Consider the following 17,929-nt stretch of genomic DNA (forward strand, 5'->3'; position numbering starts at 1 on the left):
GGCTGGAACAGGGCGCATGGCGACAACGGGCCGAAGCCTCCGACTGAAGCAGAATTCGAACGGGCCGTCGGGCGGGCGCGAAGTTCATCGGAGGACCTTCGCCAATGGCAATAGAAGCCGAGCGGCTCCTGGCGATCTTCGAAGCACGATTTGCCTCGCTGGACAAAGCCCTGGCGAAGTCCAGGGGCGAAGCCCAGAAGTCCTTCAAGGCAATCGAGACGGCCGGAACCCGCGCCGAGAGCACGCTGGCGCGCGTGGGCTCGCGCGGGCTGCCGGGGATGGAAAGGGTCAATGCCAAGCTCCGCGAGATGCGGCGCGAAAGCGACTTGACCACAACCAGCCTCGGCGGTTTTGCACGCGGCTTCGCCGGAGCGCTCGGCGCTGGCCTTTCCATCCAGGCGGCGCAGCAGCTTCTCGACACGTCGGCGCGTATTCGCAATTCTCTCAAGGTGACGGGGCTCGAAGGCGAGAACCTGAAGCAGGTCTACGACCAGCTTTTCCAGTCGGCGCAGCGCAACGCCGCGCCGATCGAGTCGCTCACGACGCTCTATGGCCGGCTGGCACAGGCGCAGAAGACCATCGGGGCCAGCCAGCAGGACCTTCTGAACTTCACCGACAAGGTGTCCCTGGCGCTTCGGGTCAGCGGCACCAACGCTCAGTCGGCAAGCGGCGCGCTTCTCCAGTTGAGCCAGGCGCTCGGCGGCGGGGTCGTGAGGGCGGAGGAGTTCAACAGCGTGCTGGAAGGCGCCCCGGCGATCATCCAGACCGTGGCGGCCGGCCTGCGGGAAGCCGGCGGCAGCATATCGACACTTCGTCAACTCGTGCTCGACGGCAAGGTCTCGTCGGAGGCGTTCTTCCGAGCCTTCCTTGCGGGTGCGGGCCAGCTCGAGGAGCGGGTTAAGACCTCCGAGACCACCATCAGCCAGGCGTTCATCCGCCTCCAGAACGTCCTCGTCGATCTCGCCGGCCGTTTCGACACGGCGACCGGGGCCAGCAGCAAGCTGGCGGAGTTCCTCTCCACGACGCTGGTCAACGCGATCAACGAAGTGGGAACGATCGCCACGAACACGGCTACGGGGCCGCTTGCCGCGTTCGTCGGAGCCGTCAACAAGGTCACGGACGCAATCGTCGGGCTTGGTGCCGAGATAGGCGAGGTTTCCGGCCTCGACCAGATCGGCAGGTCCCTCGGCGCAGAGCCGTACCGCTCGACCACGCTGGGCCGCAGTCCGGAGCAGATTCGAAACCGCATCGGCGAGTTGCAGCGGCAGCTGGCCGACATGCCCAATGCCGCCAAGCCGTTCACGGACGAAATCCAGAAGCAGATCGACAAGCTGCGCGAGGAACTGCGCCTTATCGAACAGATCGGCGAGAACCAGCGGCTTCTGCAGCGTTCCACCTATTCGACGGTCGGCGGCGAGGCGGCGACGCCGGACGCGGCGGCATCGGGAGGCGTCAAACCGATCACACTGGCCGACTACCCGATCGGCGGTGGAGGCAGCGCAACAAGCTCCGGCCAGACGCCCGCCGAAAGCGCCGCAACCCGCCTTGCCGAGCAGGCTGCCGACCGTCTTACCGCGGCCATTGCGGCACAGTCCGCTACGGCCGTCGATGCCGCAGCCCTGCTGCTCGGCAAGAGCGAGACGGCCAATGCCGGTGACATCAATGCCTTCCTGAAGCGCGGCGGCGTCGACCTGAATGCGGCCACGACCGCGTGGTGCGCGGCGTTCGTCAACAGTGCGCTTGCGCAAGTCGGGATCAGTGGCAGCGGCAGCGACGTCGCCACCGATTTCCTGAACTGGGGCGTGAAGATCGACCCGTCCCAGATTCAGCGCGGCGACGTGCTCGTCCAGGATCGCGGTCTTGGCGCCGGGCAGGTTGGTGGACACGTCGGCCTGGCCACCGGCCTGGTGCGGTTTCAGGAGGGCATCCTGCAATTGCAGATGCTGTCCGGCAACGCGTCGAACAAGGTCCAGGAGGATTGGGTCAACGCCTCCGAGGTGGTGGCACGGCGTGCCACAGACGCATTCCAGGTGCCGACGGAGGCGCTCCGGCACATCGGCCAGCAGAGCACCGCCGCGAAAGCGGAAACGGAGGCGGCAACGGCGGCGGTCCAGCAACAGGGGCAGGCCTACGAGCGGCTCGGCCAGGTCGCCCAAACCGCGCTGAACGGCCTCGCCACGGCGCTGGCCGACGGCAAGATCGAGGGCGAGGAGCTTTTGCAGATCGTCATGCAGATCGCGCAGCAGATGATCAGCATGCCCGGCTTCGGCTTCCCCGGCGGGGGCGGGGCGGGCGGTGGGCTGCTCAGCCTGATCGGCTCGGTGTTCGGCTTCGCCAAGGGCGGCATCGCCGCGCGTGGACGGCCGCTGCCGCTGCCGCGCTTTGCCCGCGGCGGGGTCTCGCGCTCGGCCGCCATCTTCGGCGAGGCCGGACCGGAAGCGGCGGTGCCGCTGCCGGACGGCCGGCGCATCCCGGTTGAACTGTCCATGCCGGTCGCCCGTCATGGCCGAAGCGGCCGCAGCAACGATACGGTGACGGTGATGCTGCGCGACGACAGCGGCCGCATGGCCGAGATCGCCGACCAGCGGATCGTCAGCCGGTCGGGCACGATCGTCAACATCGCGGTGCAGCGCGCCAACGCCTCGGCGCCGGCGGCGATCGCCAAATACCGCAACGAACGCGGCAATTCGGACTATCGGCTCTGATGCTCTACTGGCCGACCTGCGCGCTCAATCCGAAGGAGACGCACGCCAACCCCGTGCCGTTCACGCGCGGCGGCGGGCGTTCGCTCAACGGCATCGAGCGGGCGACACGCACCGACAAGGGATTCTGGTCGATCGAGCTCACCGGCATCGTGGTGCGGCACGGCACAGGCTCGGCGCGCGCCTGGAACGCGCTGCGCACCGGGCTTAACGGCCGCGCCGGGCTGATCGTGGTGCCGGCGAAGAGCTGGGACACCGCGCCCTACGCGTCGGGCCGGTTCGAGCCTCGGGTGAGGACCGTGCATGACGACGGCACGCCGTTCTCCGACGGCACCACCTATAGCCAGGGGGCGATCGACATCGAGATGGCGGAGCATGCTGCGATCGGCTCCAGCGTAGTGACGCTGCGCCGCCTGATGGCGGCCGACGACCTTTCCGGCATCCGCTTCTCCTACAACCACGCGCTCTACGAGACGGGGCCGGCGATCGACGTCGACGGCGATCTGTGGACGGTGCCGCTGTTCCCGTCGATCCGGGCGACGATCCCGGTCGGCGCGTCGCTGGAATGCGACGAGCCGACCTGCCTGGTACGGCTGGCGGAGGACCGCGGCATGGACCTGCCGCAGGGCAAGCGCGGCTTCTCCGAAGCCTCGGTCGCCTTCGTCGAGGCGGTCGACCATTGGAACGACCTGGCGGGGGCGTGACATGACTGTCAAGTCGATACGCCTGCTGTTCCGCTTCGATTTCCCGTCGAAGACCATGCGGCTGTGGGACGGCTCCGGGCCCTATCTCGACCTTGCCGGCGACATATGGAAAGGCATTACCATCACCGAGGGACTGGACACGATCGAGGCGGCGCTGAACGGCGAGGCCAACCGCCTCTTCATGGGCGTCTCCGGTATCCCGCCCGAGATCGCCGACCTCGCCTGGCAGGACCACGAGGCCGGCGACGTGATCGGCTCGACGGCGCAGGTGCTGATCCAGGACTGCAACGAACATGACGACCCGGTCGGGGCGCCCGAGGCGCGGTTCACCGGCGAGGTCGACGACATCATCTTCGACGACAGCGTGACCGGCGAGACGGTGAGCTCGACGGTGATGATCGAATGCGTCGGCGGCTTCGACCTGAGGGCCATCGCCTCGGGGCGGGTGATCTCCGACGCCGACCAGAAGGCAAGATCGGCGATGCTCAACCCGTCGGCGACGCCGGATCGCATCGCCGAGCGGGTACCGAAGCTGCAGGACAAGACGATCGGATGGCCGCGGTTCCGCTGATTCAGGGGCGCCAGCTCGACCACTGGATCGAGGCGTATGGCGCGAAGCCGTGGGCCTGGAGCCATGTCGACTGCTGCATGGCGCTGGCCGACTGGTCGATCGCGCTGGGCAGCGAGGATCCGGCGATCGACCTGCGCGGCAGCTATGCCGACGAGGCGCAATGCCATGCGGTGATGGCGGCGGCCGGCGGGCTGGTGCCGTTCGGCCAGCGCCTGGTGCGCGTCGGCTGGCGGCGGGCCGAGACGCCGAGCGAGGGCTGCGTGGCGGTGATCGGCAGCGCGACGGAGGCAACCCGGCAATGGGGCGCCATCCGCCACGAAGGCAAATGGAAGGTGCGCATGGACGAAGGTTTCGTCGCCTTCACCGCGCGGCCGCTGGCGATCTGGGATTTCTGACGATGCCGCAGTTCATCGCCGCGCTGGTGCTGCCCTTCGTGGTCAACAGTCCGGTGTTCTTCCTCGGGCCGGCTGCCATCTCGGCGACGGCGACGGGGCTCGGCTATCTCGCCACGGCGGCCGGGCTCTACGGCCTCAATTCGGCGCTTGCCCAGGAACCGGAAGTGCCGAAGCCGGAGGACGGCAAGTTCAGCTTGCGCCAGCCGGTGCCGTCGCCGGCCTTCGTGCTGGGCCGCGCCAAGAAGGCGGCCGACTACTTGGCGCTGGAGGAGAAGGGCGACGCCGCCTACCACGTCTTCGCGATGGCCGGGCACCGCATCAACCGGCACGTCAAATACCACCTGCACGACGCGGTGGCGACGCTCGATCCGGTCACCGGGGCAGTGACCGATCCCGGGCATTTCGACGAGCGCGTCATCATCCGCTCGCGGCTCGGGCTCGATGCCGAGACCGCCTATGCCGAGATGGTGGCTGCGCTGCCGACCATCTGGACCAACAATCATCGCGGCGACGGCATGGCGACGACGCTGATGATCGCCCACTCGGCCGGGGTCGAAAAGCAGCAGAAGCGCTTTCCCAACGGCATGCCCGTCCTGACCGAGGAGATCGAGGGCGCGCCGCTCTATGACGGGCGCCAGCCGGCGCACGATCCGGCCGACCACAATAGTTGGGCGTATTCGGAAAACCTGGCGCTGATGCGCGCCTGGCACATCACCCATCCGGTCGGCTTCAAGCTTGCGCTCGACGACCTGCACTGGCCGGACTGGAACCACGCCGCCGATGTCTGCGATTCCCTGGTGACCAACCGGGCGGGCGAGGAGGAGCCGCGCTATCACGGCGGCTTCTGGTTTCGCGCCAGCGACGACCCGCCGACGGTCGGCCGCATCATGGACCAGGCGGCCGAGCTGGTGATCTACGAGACGGCCGAGGGCAAGATCGGCGTGCATGCCGGCGAGTTCGTCGAGTCGGACGTGCGGCTCACCGCCGACGACCTGATCAGCGTCAGTTTCGACGTCAACCGGCGGGCCGCCTCGACGGTGCTCGCGGTGCGCGGGCGCTACACCAATCCGGCCGCGACCTTCAACACCTCCGACGCGGCGATCGTCGGCGACCCCTACGTGCCGGAAGACGACACCGAGCGCACCCGCACGGTGGAGAATGTCGCGGTGCAGCGGCACAACCACATGCAGCGCTTGCAGACGTTGGCCTTCAAGCGGGCCAACGCGCCGCGGGTGCGGCTGGTGTCGCATTACGAGCCGGCGAAGAAGGTACCCTACCGCCGCTTCATCCGCGTGCACTACCCGCCACGGCTCGACGAGGCGGTGATCGAGATCATCGGGCGGCCGAAACTGTCGCTGGTCAACCTGACCTACGAGGTCGAGGGCATGGTGGTGCCGCCGACGCTGTTTGCCTTCAATGCCGCGACCGATGAAGGCAATCCGCCGCCGATCATCCCCGAGATCGAGCATGAGGGCATTCCGCTGCCGGCGGTGTTCGACGTGGTGATCGAGCGCGAGGCGGTCAGCGGCGGGCAGCAGGCAGCCTTCGCGCTGGCGAGCTGGAACCCGCCGGCCTCGGAATCGCTCACCACGGAAGTCGAGTGGCAGCCGGTCGCCGGCGGCCCGACGCAGAGCGTGATGGCGAGCGAAGAAGAGACGGAGAAACGCACCGGCTATCTCGCCGACGGGGTGCAATACCGCTTCCGCGGGCGCCACTGGTCGGCGGGGACGCCGGGCGAGTGGACGGCCTATATCGTGCTCACGGCCGTCGCCGACACCACGGCGCCGGGGCCGGTGAGCGGCGTGACGGCGCCCGGCGGCGTCGGGGAATCGCCGATCTCCTGGACCTCGCCGAACAGCCCGAACTTCGTGGCGGTGAATATCCGCCGCAACACAGTGAACAACGAGGGCACGGCGACGCTGGTACACACCGAATACGGCCCGGCCTCCAATTCCGATGCATGGACCGACACCGCGCTGGCGCCGGGCATCTACTATTATTGGCTGCGGTCGCGCAACGGCTCGGGCGTCGAAAGCACGACGAGCGCGGCGACCGGCGCGGTCACTGTCACCTGACCTGAATTTTTTCCATCCCGGAGCGACAGAGAAATGGGCCAGTTCACTGACCTGATCGGCCATGCATGGCGCAAATACGAGACGCCGAATGTGCCGTCGTCGGGCTTTCACGACCCGAAAAAGGACGAAATCTTGCCGATCGGGCCGGCGCTGGACGAAGCGTTGGCAGCCGCCACCAGTGGCAAGCGCGTCATAGACGCCGTACGCGTTGCTGCGACTGGCAACATCAACATCACTTCGCCCGGTGCCGCCATCGACGGCGTAGGCCTGTCTGCTGGCGACCGCGTGGCGCTGCCTGTACAGTCCGCCGGAGCGCAGAACGGCTATTGGACGTGGAATGGCGCGGCCGTGCCCATGACGCGTACGGCGGATGCCGATACTGGTGCGGAATTGGTCGGCGCGACCGCCTTCGTCAGGGAGGGCACTGTCAACAAGGGCAAGACCTACACCGTCGCCAACACCACCGCACCTAATGTCGGCACGGATGCCATCAACATGGTGGTGACGAGCGAACTGGACCAGACCGCACTCGACAGCAAACAGGATGCCTCGTCCAACCTGGATGGTTGGTCGCAGCACGAAGACGTCATCTACCCGGCCGCCAGCGATCAGTCCTTTGCCGGGTGGGCAACTGACGCCACCGGCTTCGTTATCTCTCCCGGTATCTACACGTTGCCGAATGGCACCGTTGTTGCGCCCTCGTTCTCAGTGGTCGAGGGCGACTACAGCATCATCGGCTATTCGACCGACCCGACCGGCTTCGTTATCCCCCAGCAATCCTCCGAGAGCGGCGGCGGCTCGGGCAGCGACGAGACCGCCCGCTTTGAGGCGCAGGACGCCTATGCGGTTGCCTACTCGGCCGCCGTCCCTCTTCGTCCGCTGCCGGAGATCGCCGGCCTGTGGTGGGATTATGTCCTGTTCATGGACTACGGGCAGAGCGAGGACCAGGGTGGGGCTTCGCCGTTGCCCAAGACGATTTCCGTTCCGTCCTTCGGGGTCTCGGCGAAGATGGTCGGGTATTCGACGCGCTCGGCTGACGAGAGCGACACCTATTATCCCTTCGGCTCGCTGGTCAACGCAAACGGCGTAGAGACCATCGCGACCGGCGCGTTCGAGCTCCGCGACATGGTGGCGACCTCCGACATCGACAAGAACGGCGGGGGCTCGGTCTACGACTATACGGACTGGATCATCTCTCCGATCGCCGGGCACAACGGCGAGGCTCCGGTTGTATCGTGGGTCTACGGGCTCTGGAGCCTGATCAACGAGGCGCGCAACGAGATGACCGGCAATTTCGCCGGCCGCGTGCCGATCGGCTCCACGCAGGGCTTTGGCGGCAAGACACTCGCGCAGCTGACATCCACTTCGCCGAGCGGGTCGGAGGATTTCGCGCCTCGCCTCCGGATGGAGAACTTCAGCACGCAGTTGGCCGCGCACATCCCGGCAACGTACGCCGGCAAGACGGTCGGTTTTGCGGCGTGGAAGACGATGCAAGGCACCGCTGACGGTCTCGCCAGCACGCCCAAGGCAACCTACAAGGCCGGTCTCGGCACGGCCCGCACGATGATGAACGATACTGCCGAGAGTGCTTTCGGTCAGATCGTTCCGCCTGCCATGTTCATCGTACAGACCGGCATTTATCCGGTCGCTGGCAAGCCGGACGTTCCGCAGGCGCAGCACGAATTCGCGCGGGAGAACCAGGACGAAGGTGTCTGGCTTGTAGCCAACAAATTCAACGTCCCGAGCAAGTTCCAGGTCCCCCCGTCGCCCGGCTTCACGGCGCTCCCTTCAACGACGGACTTCAGCAGCACGACCGTCAACGTTCACCTCGACGGGAACGCTACCCGATGGCTGTCTGCCTACGTTGCCAAAGTCTGCGAGCAGATATTCTGGCACCGCCGCAACTGGCAGCACATGCACGTCGTCAAGGGGACGTGGCGCAGCGGATCGCGGAACGTCTGCGTGTCCTGGCACTGTCCCGTCGGTCCGATCCGGACCCTGCATAGCTGGCAGGGCTACCGCAAGGTCTTCATGCCGAACAACGGCATCCAGTTCTTTCAGGGCGCTACCGAGATCGGCGTCAACTCCATGACCTTCATGGAGCAATCGATCGTGTTCGAGCTCGACATCATCCCGGCGTCCGGCGTGCCGCTCGTCATCCATGTCGGGACGGCGCGGGGTATGCACAACATCGCCGACAGCGATCCCTCGGTGTCGCGCTTCACCTACCAGTACAGCCATCAGGACTTCGCGGCTTTCGACCCGAACCCGGCCAACATGACGGCCGGTGAAATCCTTGTGAACAACGAGGCTCAAGCCGAACTGGCCGACTACATCAACCAGCCCTACCCGCTGCCGAATTACGCGGCGATCGAAGTCTTCACCCTCACCGAAATCACTGAATAAGGAGCGACGACCATGGGTCTTGGTCTACCCAAGTGGGTCTACAAGGACGCCGACGCTTTCCCCTATGCCACACAGGTCGACAGCGCAGTCCCCGACGGCCTGCTGATCTGGCAGCTGGCGGGGCTGTCCGACATCGAGCGGGCCCGCCGCAACTTCGCAACCGGCGACAAGCTGGCGGTGGTCGGCTCGCCAACTGTCGGAGCCACGTACATCACAGGCTCCGGAGGGGTGAACTATCTCAAGGCTGGTGTTCTTGAGCCGGAGGAGTTCACAATCTGCGCCATCCTCAAGCAGGACGACACAAACGTTGATGACGCGAACCGGGGAGTTGTCTGCGCGTCGTTTGGTGGCGCGCTTAACCTCGGCCTGCTGATCAGCTGGAACTCTGCAACGACGCTGCGCTGCCGCGCCTACCAGGCGGGAGGTGTGGCGCAGGATGCCATCCTCACGCCGTCCAGTCCCACCACGCTGAAGCGGTACACGTGGACGTGCTCCGCAACCACCCTCACCGCGATCAACGAAACCGATTCCGCGACCGCGACCGACACGTTCACGGCCGCTCGTGCTCCCGGCGCCTTGCCGATGAGCATCCTGTCAGCGAACGTTGTCACCTATCAGGGCGACCAGGGCTTTTATTCCTTCGCCCTGTGGAACCGGGTGCTGAGCCCGGCTGAACGCGCAGCGCATTGGGCGCAGATGGCGCTGCATGCCGCGCGTGACGGCGTGGTGGTGGCGTAGCGCCAAACCGGGCAACCGCGCCCATTCACAAGGAAATCGGAACATGACAACCGTGCTGGACGTCCAGCGCGCGCTGCTGGCGCGCGGCTATGACCTTGCGCCTTACGGTGCCGACGGTATCCTCGGACGCATGACGATCGCGGCGATCCGCAAGTTCCAGGCGGACCGCAAGCTGCACGTCAAATGGCCAGGCACGATCGGGCCGATCACGCTGGCGGCGCTCGGACTGAGCGGCGAGGCGGCGCCAGAGCCGGGCGTGTCGGCTGACGAGATCGTGCCGCCCTGGGTGGCGCTGGCGCGGCGCAAGATCGGTCTGCACGAAAAGACCAACAACAAGACACTGCGCGACTGGCTGAAGAGCGACGGCAACACGCTGGGCGACCCGGCCAAGCTGCCGTGGTGCGGCGACTTCATTGAGACGGTGATCGCAGTCACGCTGCCGGACGAGCCGCTGCCCGGCAACCCTTACTGGGCGCTCAGCTGGAAGGCGTTCGGCCGGCCGATCGACATCGTAGGGCTTGGCGCGATTGCGCCATTCGTTCGGCCGGGCGGTGGCCACATCGGCATGATCGTGGGCCACGACGCGAGCTATTTCCATGTGCTCGGCGGCAACCAGTCGAATGCCATCACTATCACCAAGATCGCCAAGAACCGGCTCTCCGGCCCGCTGCGCTGGCCGGCCACCTATCCGCTGCCGACCGAGGCACTGCAGCGCCGCGAGCTGGACGCGACCATCTCCACCAACGAAGCCTGAATGACGGCGTTCGCCAGATGTCAGGCAGCCCGGATATTGGGGGTGGCGCCGTTGAGCTGTCTGGCGATCTCGTCGATCGATTCCCGCACCGCCAGCGCCCTCTGCTTGGTCTCGCCCTTCTTGCCGTCCGTTGTAGCCAAGGCGAAGTAGAGGGTCGATCCGCCCCCTAGGCGCGCAGCGATATGCGTCACCAGCTCGCCCGAGACGAGCAGCGGGTTGTTCTCCTTGTAGGAATTCAGCCTGATCCACATTCCGTAAATCCTTCCTCGATGCGTGCCCGCTGCGCCGGGAACCTCTTGGCAAGTCGATGTGACCCCAGTGCGACACGTGCGTCTCGCCGGGCCTCGCCGCGCCTGTTCTTTCAACCCAGAGGAGTCATACCCATGATAACGAAGATCGACGCCATTGCAGCCACACTCAGGCCGGCGATTGCCGAGGCAGCCAAGCAGGCCGTGAGCAAGATGGCGCCGCCGCTGGATTGGGCGGAAGCCGGAGAGATCGCCGACAAGGTGACCAGGGAAGTCTCCGCCGTCGTCGTCAACCAGACCAACCAGGAGCCCTGGTACCAGTCGACCGTCACGATCGGCGCGGCCATAACCCTGATCACCGGCGGCTATGCGCTGGGCTACGACTTCCTCGACGGTACGGTCCCCACTCCGGCGGAGTTCGCACCGGCGGCCGGCCCGGTGATCGGGGCGCTGATCACGCTCTATGGCCGCTGGTTCCAGAAAAAGCCGCTGGGTGCATGACGCCCTGGGAAATCGCCGGATGGGCGCTGCTGATCATGGCGCCCGTCCTGTTTCTGACCTGGCTGGGGTAGAGGCGGATGACCACGAAGCTCGATGACATCTCCGAGGCGATCGGAAGCCTGAGGGCGGAGATGGCCGGTCTCCGGCGCGACTTCCAGACATCGGAATCTCGCGCCAATAGCCACCGCACCGGCGTCCACCGACGCATGGACGACCTAGTCAGCGAGCTCTCGGGCGTCAAGGTGGACCTAGCGATCGTCAAGGGAGACGTCACCGACGTGAAGGATGACATCGCTGACATGAAGCCGGTTACGGACGACGTGAAACGCTGGAAGCTGATGGGCATCGGCGCGCTCGGGGTTACCGGCATCGCGGCCGCGGCCATCGCGTCCATCGTCACGGCATACTGGTCGAAGATCGTGAGAGTGATCGTCGGCTCCTGATCCCATGCTCGGCAAAGTGGCATGGCTCGGATTTTCATCCCTGGAATCTAGTCGAGGCGCTTGATGCGCCCATTGTCGATCCGGAAAACGCCGTTCTGACCGCCCTGCCACTCGAAGTCCGTCTGCAGGTCATCCCATGTTCCAAGGTACTCGCCGCAGTCGGAGCAAAATATCTGCGTCTCTGGACCGGCGTTAGCCGGTATCCGCAGTCTGATCGTCAGGCAGAACGGGCACTCAAGCTTGTGGTTGAGAAAATCGTCAGACATCTGGCATGCGCCTTCATCGGGTCGTTTGCAACCGCTCTGCGCGCTAACAAAGAGAGTGAAGGGCGGGGCGCGAACGCTATCACGTTTGTGAGGCTTTACACGATCTCGCCACCGCGCTTCAACTCGCGAGCATGAAAAGCCAGAGAAGGATTGTTGACGCCCAGCAGTTCCACGAGTTCGAGCGCTTGCCGTTCCGATATACCCGTCTCGCTCGCCAGCGCTTTGGCTGACTGCAGTTGCGCGGCCGTCGGAGATGAGTTGTTTTCTGGCAAGATCGTGCTCCCGTTTCTAAGGCGGGAGCATTGCGGTGCTCTCAGCCGGACACGCCTTGTGCGAACTTGCGTCCGATGCTTCTCAACCTAGAGAGAAACTTCGATCAGCACCAGCGGACCTCTGGTCTCTCCCGCGATCTCCGGTTCTTTCAGATAACCACGAAATCAACATTGGTCGGCGCAAGCCCGGGATCAAGCTTTGCGAACAGCACGCAACCGCCCGCCACACTGCCACGTCGGCAGCGCTTCGCGACGATGCTCCGAATCTCCGCCGCCCGGTCAGTGATCTTCGACATCTTTCACTCCACTAGCCCCGTGGGCTTCGGCCGGCGGGGCTTTTTTTGCGTTTCAGCCATCCAGATCGTCGGTCCTGTCCGGCTTGGGTGGGAAGCGGTCATAGCTAGACGTGTAAGCGCCGCCATCATAAGCGGCAGCGGGTGCCGACTGCTGGTTTCGCGTAGATTTCGCCGGCGACCGGAGCAGCCGTCAGATGATCTACTTCACCGAGTGAACGAGCTTCGGCGGCAACGCGCCTCATGTCGGCCATTGAGGTCCGCTCGGCCATTCCGGGTGCGCCACACTACTGGCTCGGAACCTCGTAAGTCCAGACGCGAAACGCTTTCAGCACGTGCGGGCCGAAGGAATTGATAAGCGGTATGTCGGTGGCGTCGCGGCCACGCGAGACCACGATCCTGCCGATCCGAGGCACATTGTTGCGCGGATCGAACGTATGCCATTCACCGTCGAGAAACACCTCCATCCAGGCGCTGAAGTCCATCGGATCGACCACCGGAACGCCGATGTCGCCAAGATGACCGTTAACGTAACGGGCGGGTATATTGAGGCAGCGGCAGAACGTCACCGCCAGGTGGGCGAAGTCGCGACAGACCCCCACGCGCTCGTTGAATGTCTCGAAAGCCGTCCGCGTCGCGCGGGCCTGCATGTAGTCGAAGTGGATGTGGCTATGGACGAAGTCGCAAATAGCCTGAACGCGGCCCCAGCCGGGCGGGATCGAGCCGAACAGGTCCCAGGCAATCTGGCTCAGACGATCCGTCTCGCAGTAGCGACTACCCATTAGATACACCAAGCAGCCGTCAGGCAGTTCCGGCACAGCGAGCTCCCGAGCTTCAGGCAGCACTCGGTCAAGCTTGCCGTCATCCTCGATCGTCGCGTCGCCCCACATCGTGAGGTCGCCCGCAGGCGCGACCAGCCGCCGGCATTTGTTGCCGAAGAGATCGCGGTAGGTCGATACCGGAACGTCGGGGGTGGTGAACGTCGTCTCCGGAACCCTGATGTCGGCCGCGCGATCATCATGCACCGACAGCAGGCAAACCAACGCTGTCGGCTGCTGGCAGGTCAGCGTAATCTCATAGCCATAGCGGATCAGCATTCGGAACCGTCTAACGGAAATCGGCGGCGGTAAGCGTATAGGAGGTTTGGCGGCGATGGGAGTAGGCCTCGCGTGCGACATCTTCGATCGACCTGCGCGCTGAATCGAAGGTCGAAAGATACATCTCCTCCGACAACTCCATGCTGCGCAATCCGGCAGAGGACTTGGCGAGCGCCTCCACTTCGACGAAGAACGGCACTTCGAACATGCCGTCGTGTCCGATAAAACGAATGGCGTGGCGCACTTCGTCGAAGCTGCGGCTGGGGTTCAGGAATTCAAGGGTCATCGTCGATCTGCTCTGGCTGTTTGCAATTGAATTCCTCTTCCGGCGACGGGTGCATGTGTTCCTCTCGGTGTATGGAGGCGAGTGCTTCTTTTTCCCATCGCCCTCGGGAGAAAACGAGCATTTCGTTCAGCCCGATGTGATCACAAAGCAGCTGGCGCAGCGCTTCTTCGCTATCTATGCCGGCTTCGAACGCAGTGACGAGCAAACGCGCTTGAGCCGTTACGATTGCCGTGTTTCGAGCAACGCCACGTGGCGATACCTCCGACAACAGCCGGTCGATCATCGTCATGTCTTGAGAATCAAAATAGGTGGAAGACATAGCGTCCTCCTTCGGTCGGGGCCAAGGCTCGATACCCACCCTCGTTAGCAGCGCCCTTGAAATGCCCACCAACAAAAAGACCCTATCAGCATCCAACCGAGATAGCGAGGCGAATAGGCGGAAGGTGAGCGATCTATGACAGCTCCCTCGGCGGGAACCATCTCCAATCCGTTGCCGTTCAGTGATCTCACCAATGGAGGCATCAATGGCCGACGAAGGTTCCGCGCGGATGACGCAGCGTGAGACACAGGAAGCTCTTGAAAAACAGGTCGCTCACTTGCGACGTGAGGTCACCTCGATGAAGCGAACGCTCGCTGCCCAAGCGGAAGAAGCGGCCGAGCAGGCGTCCGGCTGGGTCGAAAACGCCTCCGATCGCGCCAGTCGTGCAGCTTCAGTGCTTAAGTCGCGCGCGCAGGAGGTGTCAGGGGTGGTTCAGGAGAATCCGGTCACCTTCTCTACAACCGCGCTTCTCTTCGGTGCTATAGGCTTTGTGATCGGTTGGGCAGTCGGGCAGAGTTCCGATCACCGCCATCGTCGCTGGCATTAAGCCTCCGCAGGACGATCAGGAACGGCAGCGTCCTCTGAGAACAACTCCTCGCAGTTGATAGGGGCGTGCTGCGGCTGCTCGTGGTAAAGCACTTGAAGATGTGAGCACGTTGCCCCTTGCCGGTCTTAGAAGGCTGTTTCTGCTGCTCGGTCAAAGTGCAACTCCCGAGATGACGGCTTAGTGCCTCGCATCCCTCAAACCATCCATGTATCTCTCCAGGCGGTCGAGCCGAATACGCGCCTCTTGGACATAGGCTTCGCGGTCGGGGACCGTCACGCCGCGCTCCTCGAAATCGAAATGTCCGGTTTCGATGCCGACAATGCAGTCGCGCAGGCGCTCTGCCACTGCTTCGCAGGCAGCTAGCATTTGCTCAGTGGTCGGCTCCGGTACTGTGCTCGCGTTTGCCATGTGCTCCAAACATCAGAGCCTGCGACAGGTTCCCTGCGGCCTGGGCGCATGCTCGACCGGCGTCACGGTAGAAGGAAAGGAACAATTGCGCACTCGGTCGGTTCTACAGAACTAGGCCCTAAATTGTGTGCCCCATAGGGTCGAGTAAGCCCGTCGCGCCTCCCTCAACGCGGCGGGCGTCGCCTGTGACCCAGGTGGTGGCTTGCGCGGCAAATGGAATGCAGAGCCGTCCGTCGGGTCAATTGCTGGCGAGGCTTTTTCTTTGTTTCTCACCATGTCATCCTCGCGAGCGGGGGCGCAGTGAGGAATATCAAAATGAATCAGCGAAACTGGATTATCGCGGCCGTTGTAGTAATCATTCTTGTCATCGGCTATTTTGTGTGGCCTCGCGCCGAGGCACCTACGGAAACCGCCACGCCACCAGCAACCACGGAACCGCCGGCGCAGCCCGCGACCACTCAATGATGGCGTGATCTTAAACGGCAGGCTTACCCACTATCAGCCCCGCGCCCGGCTACCCGCGTAGCCGGGGCTTCAATGTGCGGAATGCGGCGTCCGCTCCCTTATTGCCGGTCCTGGGAAGCGCACTTTAAGTGGACCTACGGCGGCCGCTCGCGTTTGCCATGCGCGGCAATGTGTGTGGGCCTTCACTAGGTTTCTCTAATTGTGGAACCGGCGATAACGCGACCTATTCACCCAGCGCTCGTCTTGCTTCCCATGGCTCCAGGAAGGCACCCTGCCAGAGGCCCCGACCAGCAATGCGCGCCATAGCCTCGTCGCCGGCATAGCGGTAGTTGCTGTGTTGCGGCCAATCGAGCGCCTGGCCCTGGTGTACCATCCAGGCCGACACGCTCCTTCGATCTGCGCGGAAACAATCGGCCACAATGAGCCCGGCATGGTCAACATCCACTTGCCGGCACCGCGTCGGCTGTGACTCCGCGAGAAAGCCGCTCAGCGCCTCGGCCGCAGCCTGCCCACATGGATATTCGGCGCCTGAGCGGTCGAAGCAGGTTTGCCATGTCTCCGGCGCGTCGATGCCGCTGAAGCGGATGCGCCGTCCCTGGATTTCGATCGTGTCGCCGTCGATGACTGCGGCGCGACCAATGAGCTCTCCGGCCGCTCCCAGAGTGGCCGCGATCAAGGTCGCGAGCAGGAGAATCTTCAATTCGACCCATTGGGAAAGCTTGAGTAAAGCGCGACCGGCGCGGTAGTAGTCCTGGGGGGCAAGCTCGCGCCGGTCGCGGCGGCCGATGGCCGCATAGGCTCGATAGCATGGTAGATTTCGGATTTCATCCGTATGTTCAATCAAAGGCGCATCATGCGCCCTTCGCCGTCGCACCGGCGAGGTCGCGACGGTCGAGGGGAACATCGGAGCATCCGCGTCGTTCCCTTCATAGTCAAAACGGGTACAGGGAGGATATCCCATGAGTGCCGATCCGGCGCACAGAATCTCGCCCGACGTACGGGCGGCGATCAGCAATTTCTTGAGAAACGAGCGGCAAGGAGACGCTCGCCCCTTTGCTGTTTCGGAAGCCCTCAACGCCATCAGGCGCGTATTCCCGGATCTTGAAATATCTGATTCTGACCTGGTCGACGCCATCGCCAGCGAAGCGCTGGCAGCTGGGCAAGCTATTGATTTTGACGTGCCGAAATCACCAGCGGCGCTCCAGTTGAAGTCGTCGCTTGAACGATGGGAAGACGAGGGCGGCGCTCCTCGACGAAGCAAACTGGGCCGAGAGGCCAAGCGTCGCATAGTCAACGACACTGCCGGGACGCGGCGTCGCGCGACCGAGACAAAAGATCGCAATCGGCTGATCTAAGGCAAGATGGCCCGCCACCTCCCAACGGCACTCGCGTTCACGTTCCTGTTTTCACGATCTTCTCGCCGCGCTCGGCGTGAAGTTGGACAGTGCGTTCGGCTTGGCCAGTTACTTTCGCCGTGTTGGTGGTGAACGCATCCGCAATCTTTGCGTTTGCGTCGTGAGCGTTGCCCATCGCCGCATTGGCTGCATGGGCGCCCTTGGCTTTCGCCTTGCCGTGAATGGCCTCGTATATCTCCTGTCGGCGGAACGTTTGCCGCGCCCGGTCTGCCGGAGACAGTTCGGCACGGCATCATGTTTCTTGGCACGGTTCCTGGCCATCAGGTCCGGTTGGCATTTAGCAGCTCATTAAAATCGTACGCTCTCGCCTCAATCAGTGTTCCATCGGCCAATTCGAGGAAGCGTATGGCACTCTCCGGTATTTCCTTCGCTCGTACGTCCCCTTGGCTTCTGAGATGCTGCAACACCAGATACCGGGCGGCTTCAGCATCAGGAGCCCCGACATAGTAAACCCTATCCTCGAAACGAAATTCCCATCCGCGTTGCATGGAAACCTCCATTGCTTTCAAGGAGGCATATAGGGGAGTGATGGCAATGCGACAGCGGCGGCATCTTTCCTATTGAGGCGTGCAGGAGCGATCTTTCCGAAGCGCTTGTCGCGGCAGTCACCAAGATCACCGGCAACACCCGCCCGCCTTGGGCACTAGTCGGCAGCGGGTATGGAAGCGACTTCAAGGCTCCGTGCGGCGTAAATGGCGGCTCTGGTGGTGCGATCTGCTTGTACCTGCAATCTCAGTGCCGCCAACTCATCCCGCAAGCGAATCATGCATTTTCTCTGCGCGACAAGCAGTGCGCGCAGCTCGCGGGCTTCGCTGAAAACGATATCCATGCCGTCGCCGAACTTCACATGCCCCTGAATGTTTCCCGCCATCTTACAGCGGAATGGTGCCTTCACAAGGGACCGGATGATTCAGCCGCCGCAGTCTGTGAGCCGAATGCGCATCTCAACTGTGGCGGGACGAGAAGGCGGGATAAGCACGCCTAGCCTATGCACTTCCCAACAGGGAGCGTGAGGCCCATCGCA

22 protein-coding genes are annotated in these 17,929 nt (G+C 63.9%); 12 read left to right on the plus strand and 10 right to left on the minus strand.

Features of this window, described 5'->3' with window-relative positions:
- Positions 1 to 104: 104 nt before the first annotated feature.
- The 8 genes from AC5JDC_RS17330 to AC5JDC_RS17365 are packed head-to-tail and all read left to right on the plus strand — an operon-like array spanning position 105 to position 10,345.
- The gene (locus tag AC5JDC_RS17330; RefSeq protein ID WP_495843081.1) at positions 105 to 2,705 is read left to right on the plus strand and encodes a tape measure protein; all 2,601 of its coding nucleotides are present in this window, start codon (positions 105 to 107) and stop codon (positions 2,703 to 2,705) included.
- Positions 2,705 to 3,406 carry a hypothetical protein gene (locus tag AC5JDC_RS17335; protein WP_495843083.1) on the plus strand — a complete coding sequence of 234 codons (702 nt, stop codon included), beginning with the start codon at positions 2,705 to 2,707 and terminating at the stop codon, positions 3,404 to 3,406. Before AC5JDC_RS17330 ends, AC5JDC_RS17335 begins: the two co-directional genes overlap by 1 nt.
- A gap of 1 nt (position 3,407) precedes the next feature.
- Positions 3,408 to 3,977, plus strand: a complete 570-nt coding sequence (locus AC5JDC_RS17340; RefSeq protein ID WP_495843085.1) for a hypothetical protein — start codon at positions 3,408 to 3,410, stop codon at positions 3,975 to 3,977.
- On the plus strand, positions 3,959 to 4,372 hold the full coding sequence (locus AC5JDC_RS17345; protein WP_495843087.1) for a DUF6950 family protein: 414 nt from the start codon (positions 3,959 to 3,961) through the stop codon (positions 4,370 to 4,372). The genes AC5JDC_RS17340 and AC5JDC_RS17345 overlap by 19 nt, the downstream gene beginning before the upstream one ends.
- A gap of 2 nt (positions 4,373 to 4,374) precedes the next feature.
- Positions 4,375 to 6,447: a phage tail protein gene (locus AC5JDC_RS17350; protein ID WP_495843089.1), complete on the plus strand. Its 2,073-nt coding sequence runs from the start codon at positions 4,375 to 4,377 to the stop codon at positions 6,445 to 6,447.
- A 33-nt stretch (positions 6,448 to 6,480) separates the two neighbouring features.
- On the plus strand, positions 6,481 to 8,853 hold the full coding sequence (locus tag AC5JDC_RS17355) for a hypothetical protein (protein ID WP_495843091.1): 2,373 nt from the start codon (positions 6,481 to 6,483) through the stop codon (positions 8,851 to 8,853).
- Positions 8,854 to 8,865: 12 nt separating this feature from the next.
- Complete coding sequence (locus AC5JDC_RS17360) at positions 8,866 to 9,591, plus strand: hypothetical protein (protein ID WP_495843093.1); 726 nt, start codon at positions 8,866 to 8,868, stop codon at positions 9,589 to 9,591.
- A gap of 43 nt (positions 9,592 to 9,634) precedes the next feature.
- Positions 9,635 to 10,345 carry an NlpC/P60 family protein gene (locus AC5JDC_RS17365; RefSeq protein ID WP_495843095.1) on the plus strand — a complete coding sequence of 237 codons (711 nt, stop codon included), beginning with the start codon at positions 9,635 to 9,637 and terminating at the stop codon, positions 10,343 to 10,345.
- Positions 10,346 to 10,365: 20 nt separating this feature from the next.
- On the opposite strand, the gene AC5JDC_RS17370 is transcribed toward AC5JDC_RS17365, so the two are convergent.
- Positions 10,366 to 10,596 (minus strand): hypothetical protein, encoded by a 231-nt coding sequence (locus AC5JDC_RS17370; RefSeq protein WP_495843097.1) that lies wholly within the window; start codon positions 10,594 to 10,596, stop codon positions 10,366 to 10,368.
- A gap of 132 nt (positions 10,597 to 10,728) precedes the next feature.
- Here AC5JDC_RS17370 and AC5JDC_RS17375 point away from each other — a divergent pair, with 132 nt between their 5' ends.
- Both AC5JDC_RS17375 and AC5JDC_RS17380 read left to right on the plus strand, forming a co-directional pair.
- Positions 10,729 to 11,094, plus strand: coding sequence for a hypothetical protein (locus AC5JDC_RS17375; protein WP_495843099.1), 366 nt, complete (start codon positions 10,729 to 10,731; stop codon positions 11,092 to 11,094).
- A 77-nt stretch (positions 11,095 to 11,171) separates the two neighbouring features.
- Complete coding sequence (locus AC5JDC_RS17380) at positions 11,172 to 11,537, plus strand: DUF1515 family protein (RefSeq protein WP_495843101.1); 366 nt, start codon at positions 11,172 to 11,174, stop codon at positions 11,535 to 11,537.
- Between the two features lie 47 nt (positions 11,538 to 11,584).
- On the opposite strand, the gene AC5JDC_RS17385 is transcribed toward AC5JDC_RS17380, so the two are convergent.
- The 6 genes from AC5JDC_RS17385 to AC5JDC_RS17410 form a co-directional block, all read right to left on the minus strand.
- The gene (locus AC5JDC_RS17385; protein ID WP_495843103.1) at positions 11,585 to 11,803 is read right to left on the minus strand and encodes a hypothetical protein; all 219 of its coding nucleotides are present in this window, start codon (positions 11,801 to 11,803) and stop codon (positions 11,585 to 11,587) included.
- A gap of 95 nt (positions 11,804 to 11,898) precedes the next feature.
- A complete protein-coding gene (locus AC5JDC_RS17390) occupies positions 11,899 to 12,075 on the minus strand; it encodes a hypothetical protein (protein ID WP_495843105.1) in 177 nt (58 codons plus the stop codon).
- 149 nt (positions 12,076 to 12,224) lie between these two features.
- Positions 12,225 to 12,371, minus strand: coding sequence for a hypothetical protein (locus AC5JDC_RS17395; protein ID WP_495843107.1), 147 nt, complete (start codon positions 12,369 to 12,371; stop codon positions 12,225 to 12,227).
- Between the two features lie 284 nt (positions 12,372 to 12,655).
- Positions 12,656 to 13,465 (minus strand): transglutaminase-like domain-containing protein, encoded by an 810-nt coding sequence (locus tag AC5JDC_RS17400; protein ID WP_495843109.1) that lies wholly within the window; start codon positions 13,463 to 13,465, stop codon positions 12,656 to 12,658.
- A 10-nt stretch (positions 13,466 to 13,475) separates the two neighbouring features.
- The gene (locus AC5JDC_RS17405) at positions 13,476 to 13,751 is read right to left on the minus strand and encodes a DUF1488 family protein (protein WP_495843111.1); all 276 of its coding nucleotides are present in this window, start codon (positions 13,749 to 13,751) and stop codon (positions 13,476 to 13,478) included.
- Positions 13,741 to 14,070 (minus strand): hypothetical protein, encoded by a 330-nt coding sequence (locus tag AC5JDC_RS17410; RefSeq protein WP_495843113.1) that lies wholly within the window; start codon positions 14,068 to 14,070, stop codon positions 13,741 to 13,743. Before AC5JDC_RS17410 ends, AC5JDC_RS17405 begins: the two co-directional genes overlap by 11 nt.
- A gap of 205 nt (positions 14,071 to 14,275) precedes the next feature.
- Here AC5JDC_RS17410 and AC5JDC_RS17415 point away from each other — a divergent pair, with 205 nt between their 5' ends.
- Positions 14,276 to 14,617: a hypothetical protein gene (locus tag AC5JDC_RS17415; RefSeq protein ID WP_495843115.1), complete on the plus strand. Its 342-nt coding sequence runs from the start codon at positions 14,276 to 14,278 to the stop codon at positions 14,615 to 14,617.
- A gap of 177 nt (positions 14,618 to 14,794) precedes the next feature.
- On the opposite strand, the gene AC5JDC_RS17420 is transcribed toward AC5JDC_RS17415, so the two are convergent.
- Both AC5JDC_RS17420 and AC5JDC_RS17425 read right to left on the minus strand, forming a co-directional pair.
- On the minus strand, positions 14,795 to 15,025 hold the full coding sequence (locus AC5JDC_RS17420) for a hypothetical protein (RefSeq protein WP_495843117.1): 231 nt from the start codon (positions 15,023 to 15,025) through the stop codon (positions 14,795 to 14,797).
- 688 nt (positions 15,026 to 15,713) lie between these two features.
- Entirely contained in the window at positions 15,714 to 16,394 is a 681-nt protein-coding gene (locus tag AC5JDC_RS17425; protein ID WP_495843119.1) for a thermonuclease family protein, read from the minus strand.
- Positions 16,395 to 16,449: 55 nt separating this feature from the next.
- Between AC5JDC_RS17425 and AC5JDC_RS17430 the strand changes: the two genes are divergently transcribed.
- Positions 16,450 to 16,845, plus strand: coding sequence for a hypothetical protein (locus tag AC5JDC_RS17430; RefSeq protein WP_495843121.1), 396 nt, complete (start codon positions 16,450 to 16,452; stop codon positions 16,843 to 16,845).
- Between the two features lie 703 nt (positions 16,846 to 17,548).
- On the opposite strand, the gene AC5JDC_RS17435 is transcribed toward AC5JDC_RS17430, so the two are convergent.
- The gene (locus AC5JDC_RS17435) at positions 17,549 to 17,776 is read right to left on the minus strand and encodes a hypothetical protein (RefSeq protein WP_495843123.1); all 228 of its coding nucleotides are present in this window, start codon (positions 17,774 to 17,776) and stop codon (positions 17,549 to 17,551) included.
- Between the last annotated feature and the right edge of the window lie 153 nt (positions 17,777 to 17,929).

The sequence above is a fragment of the Kumtagia sp. genome (assembly GCF_059502445.1).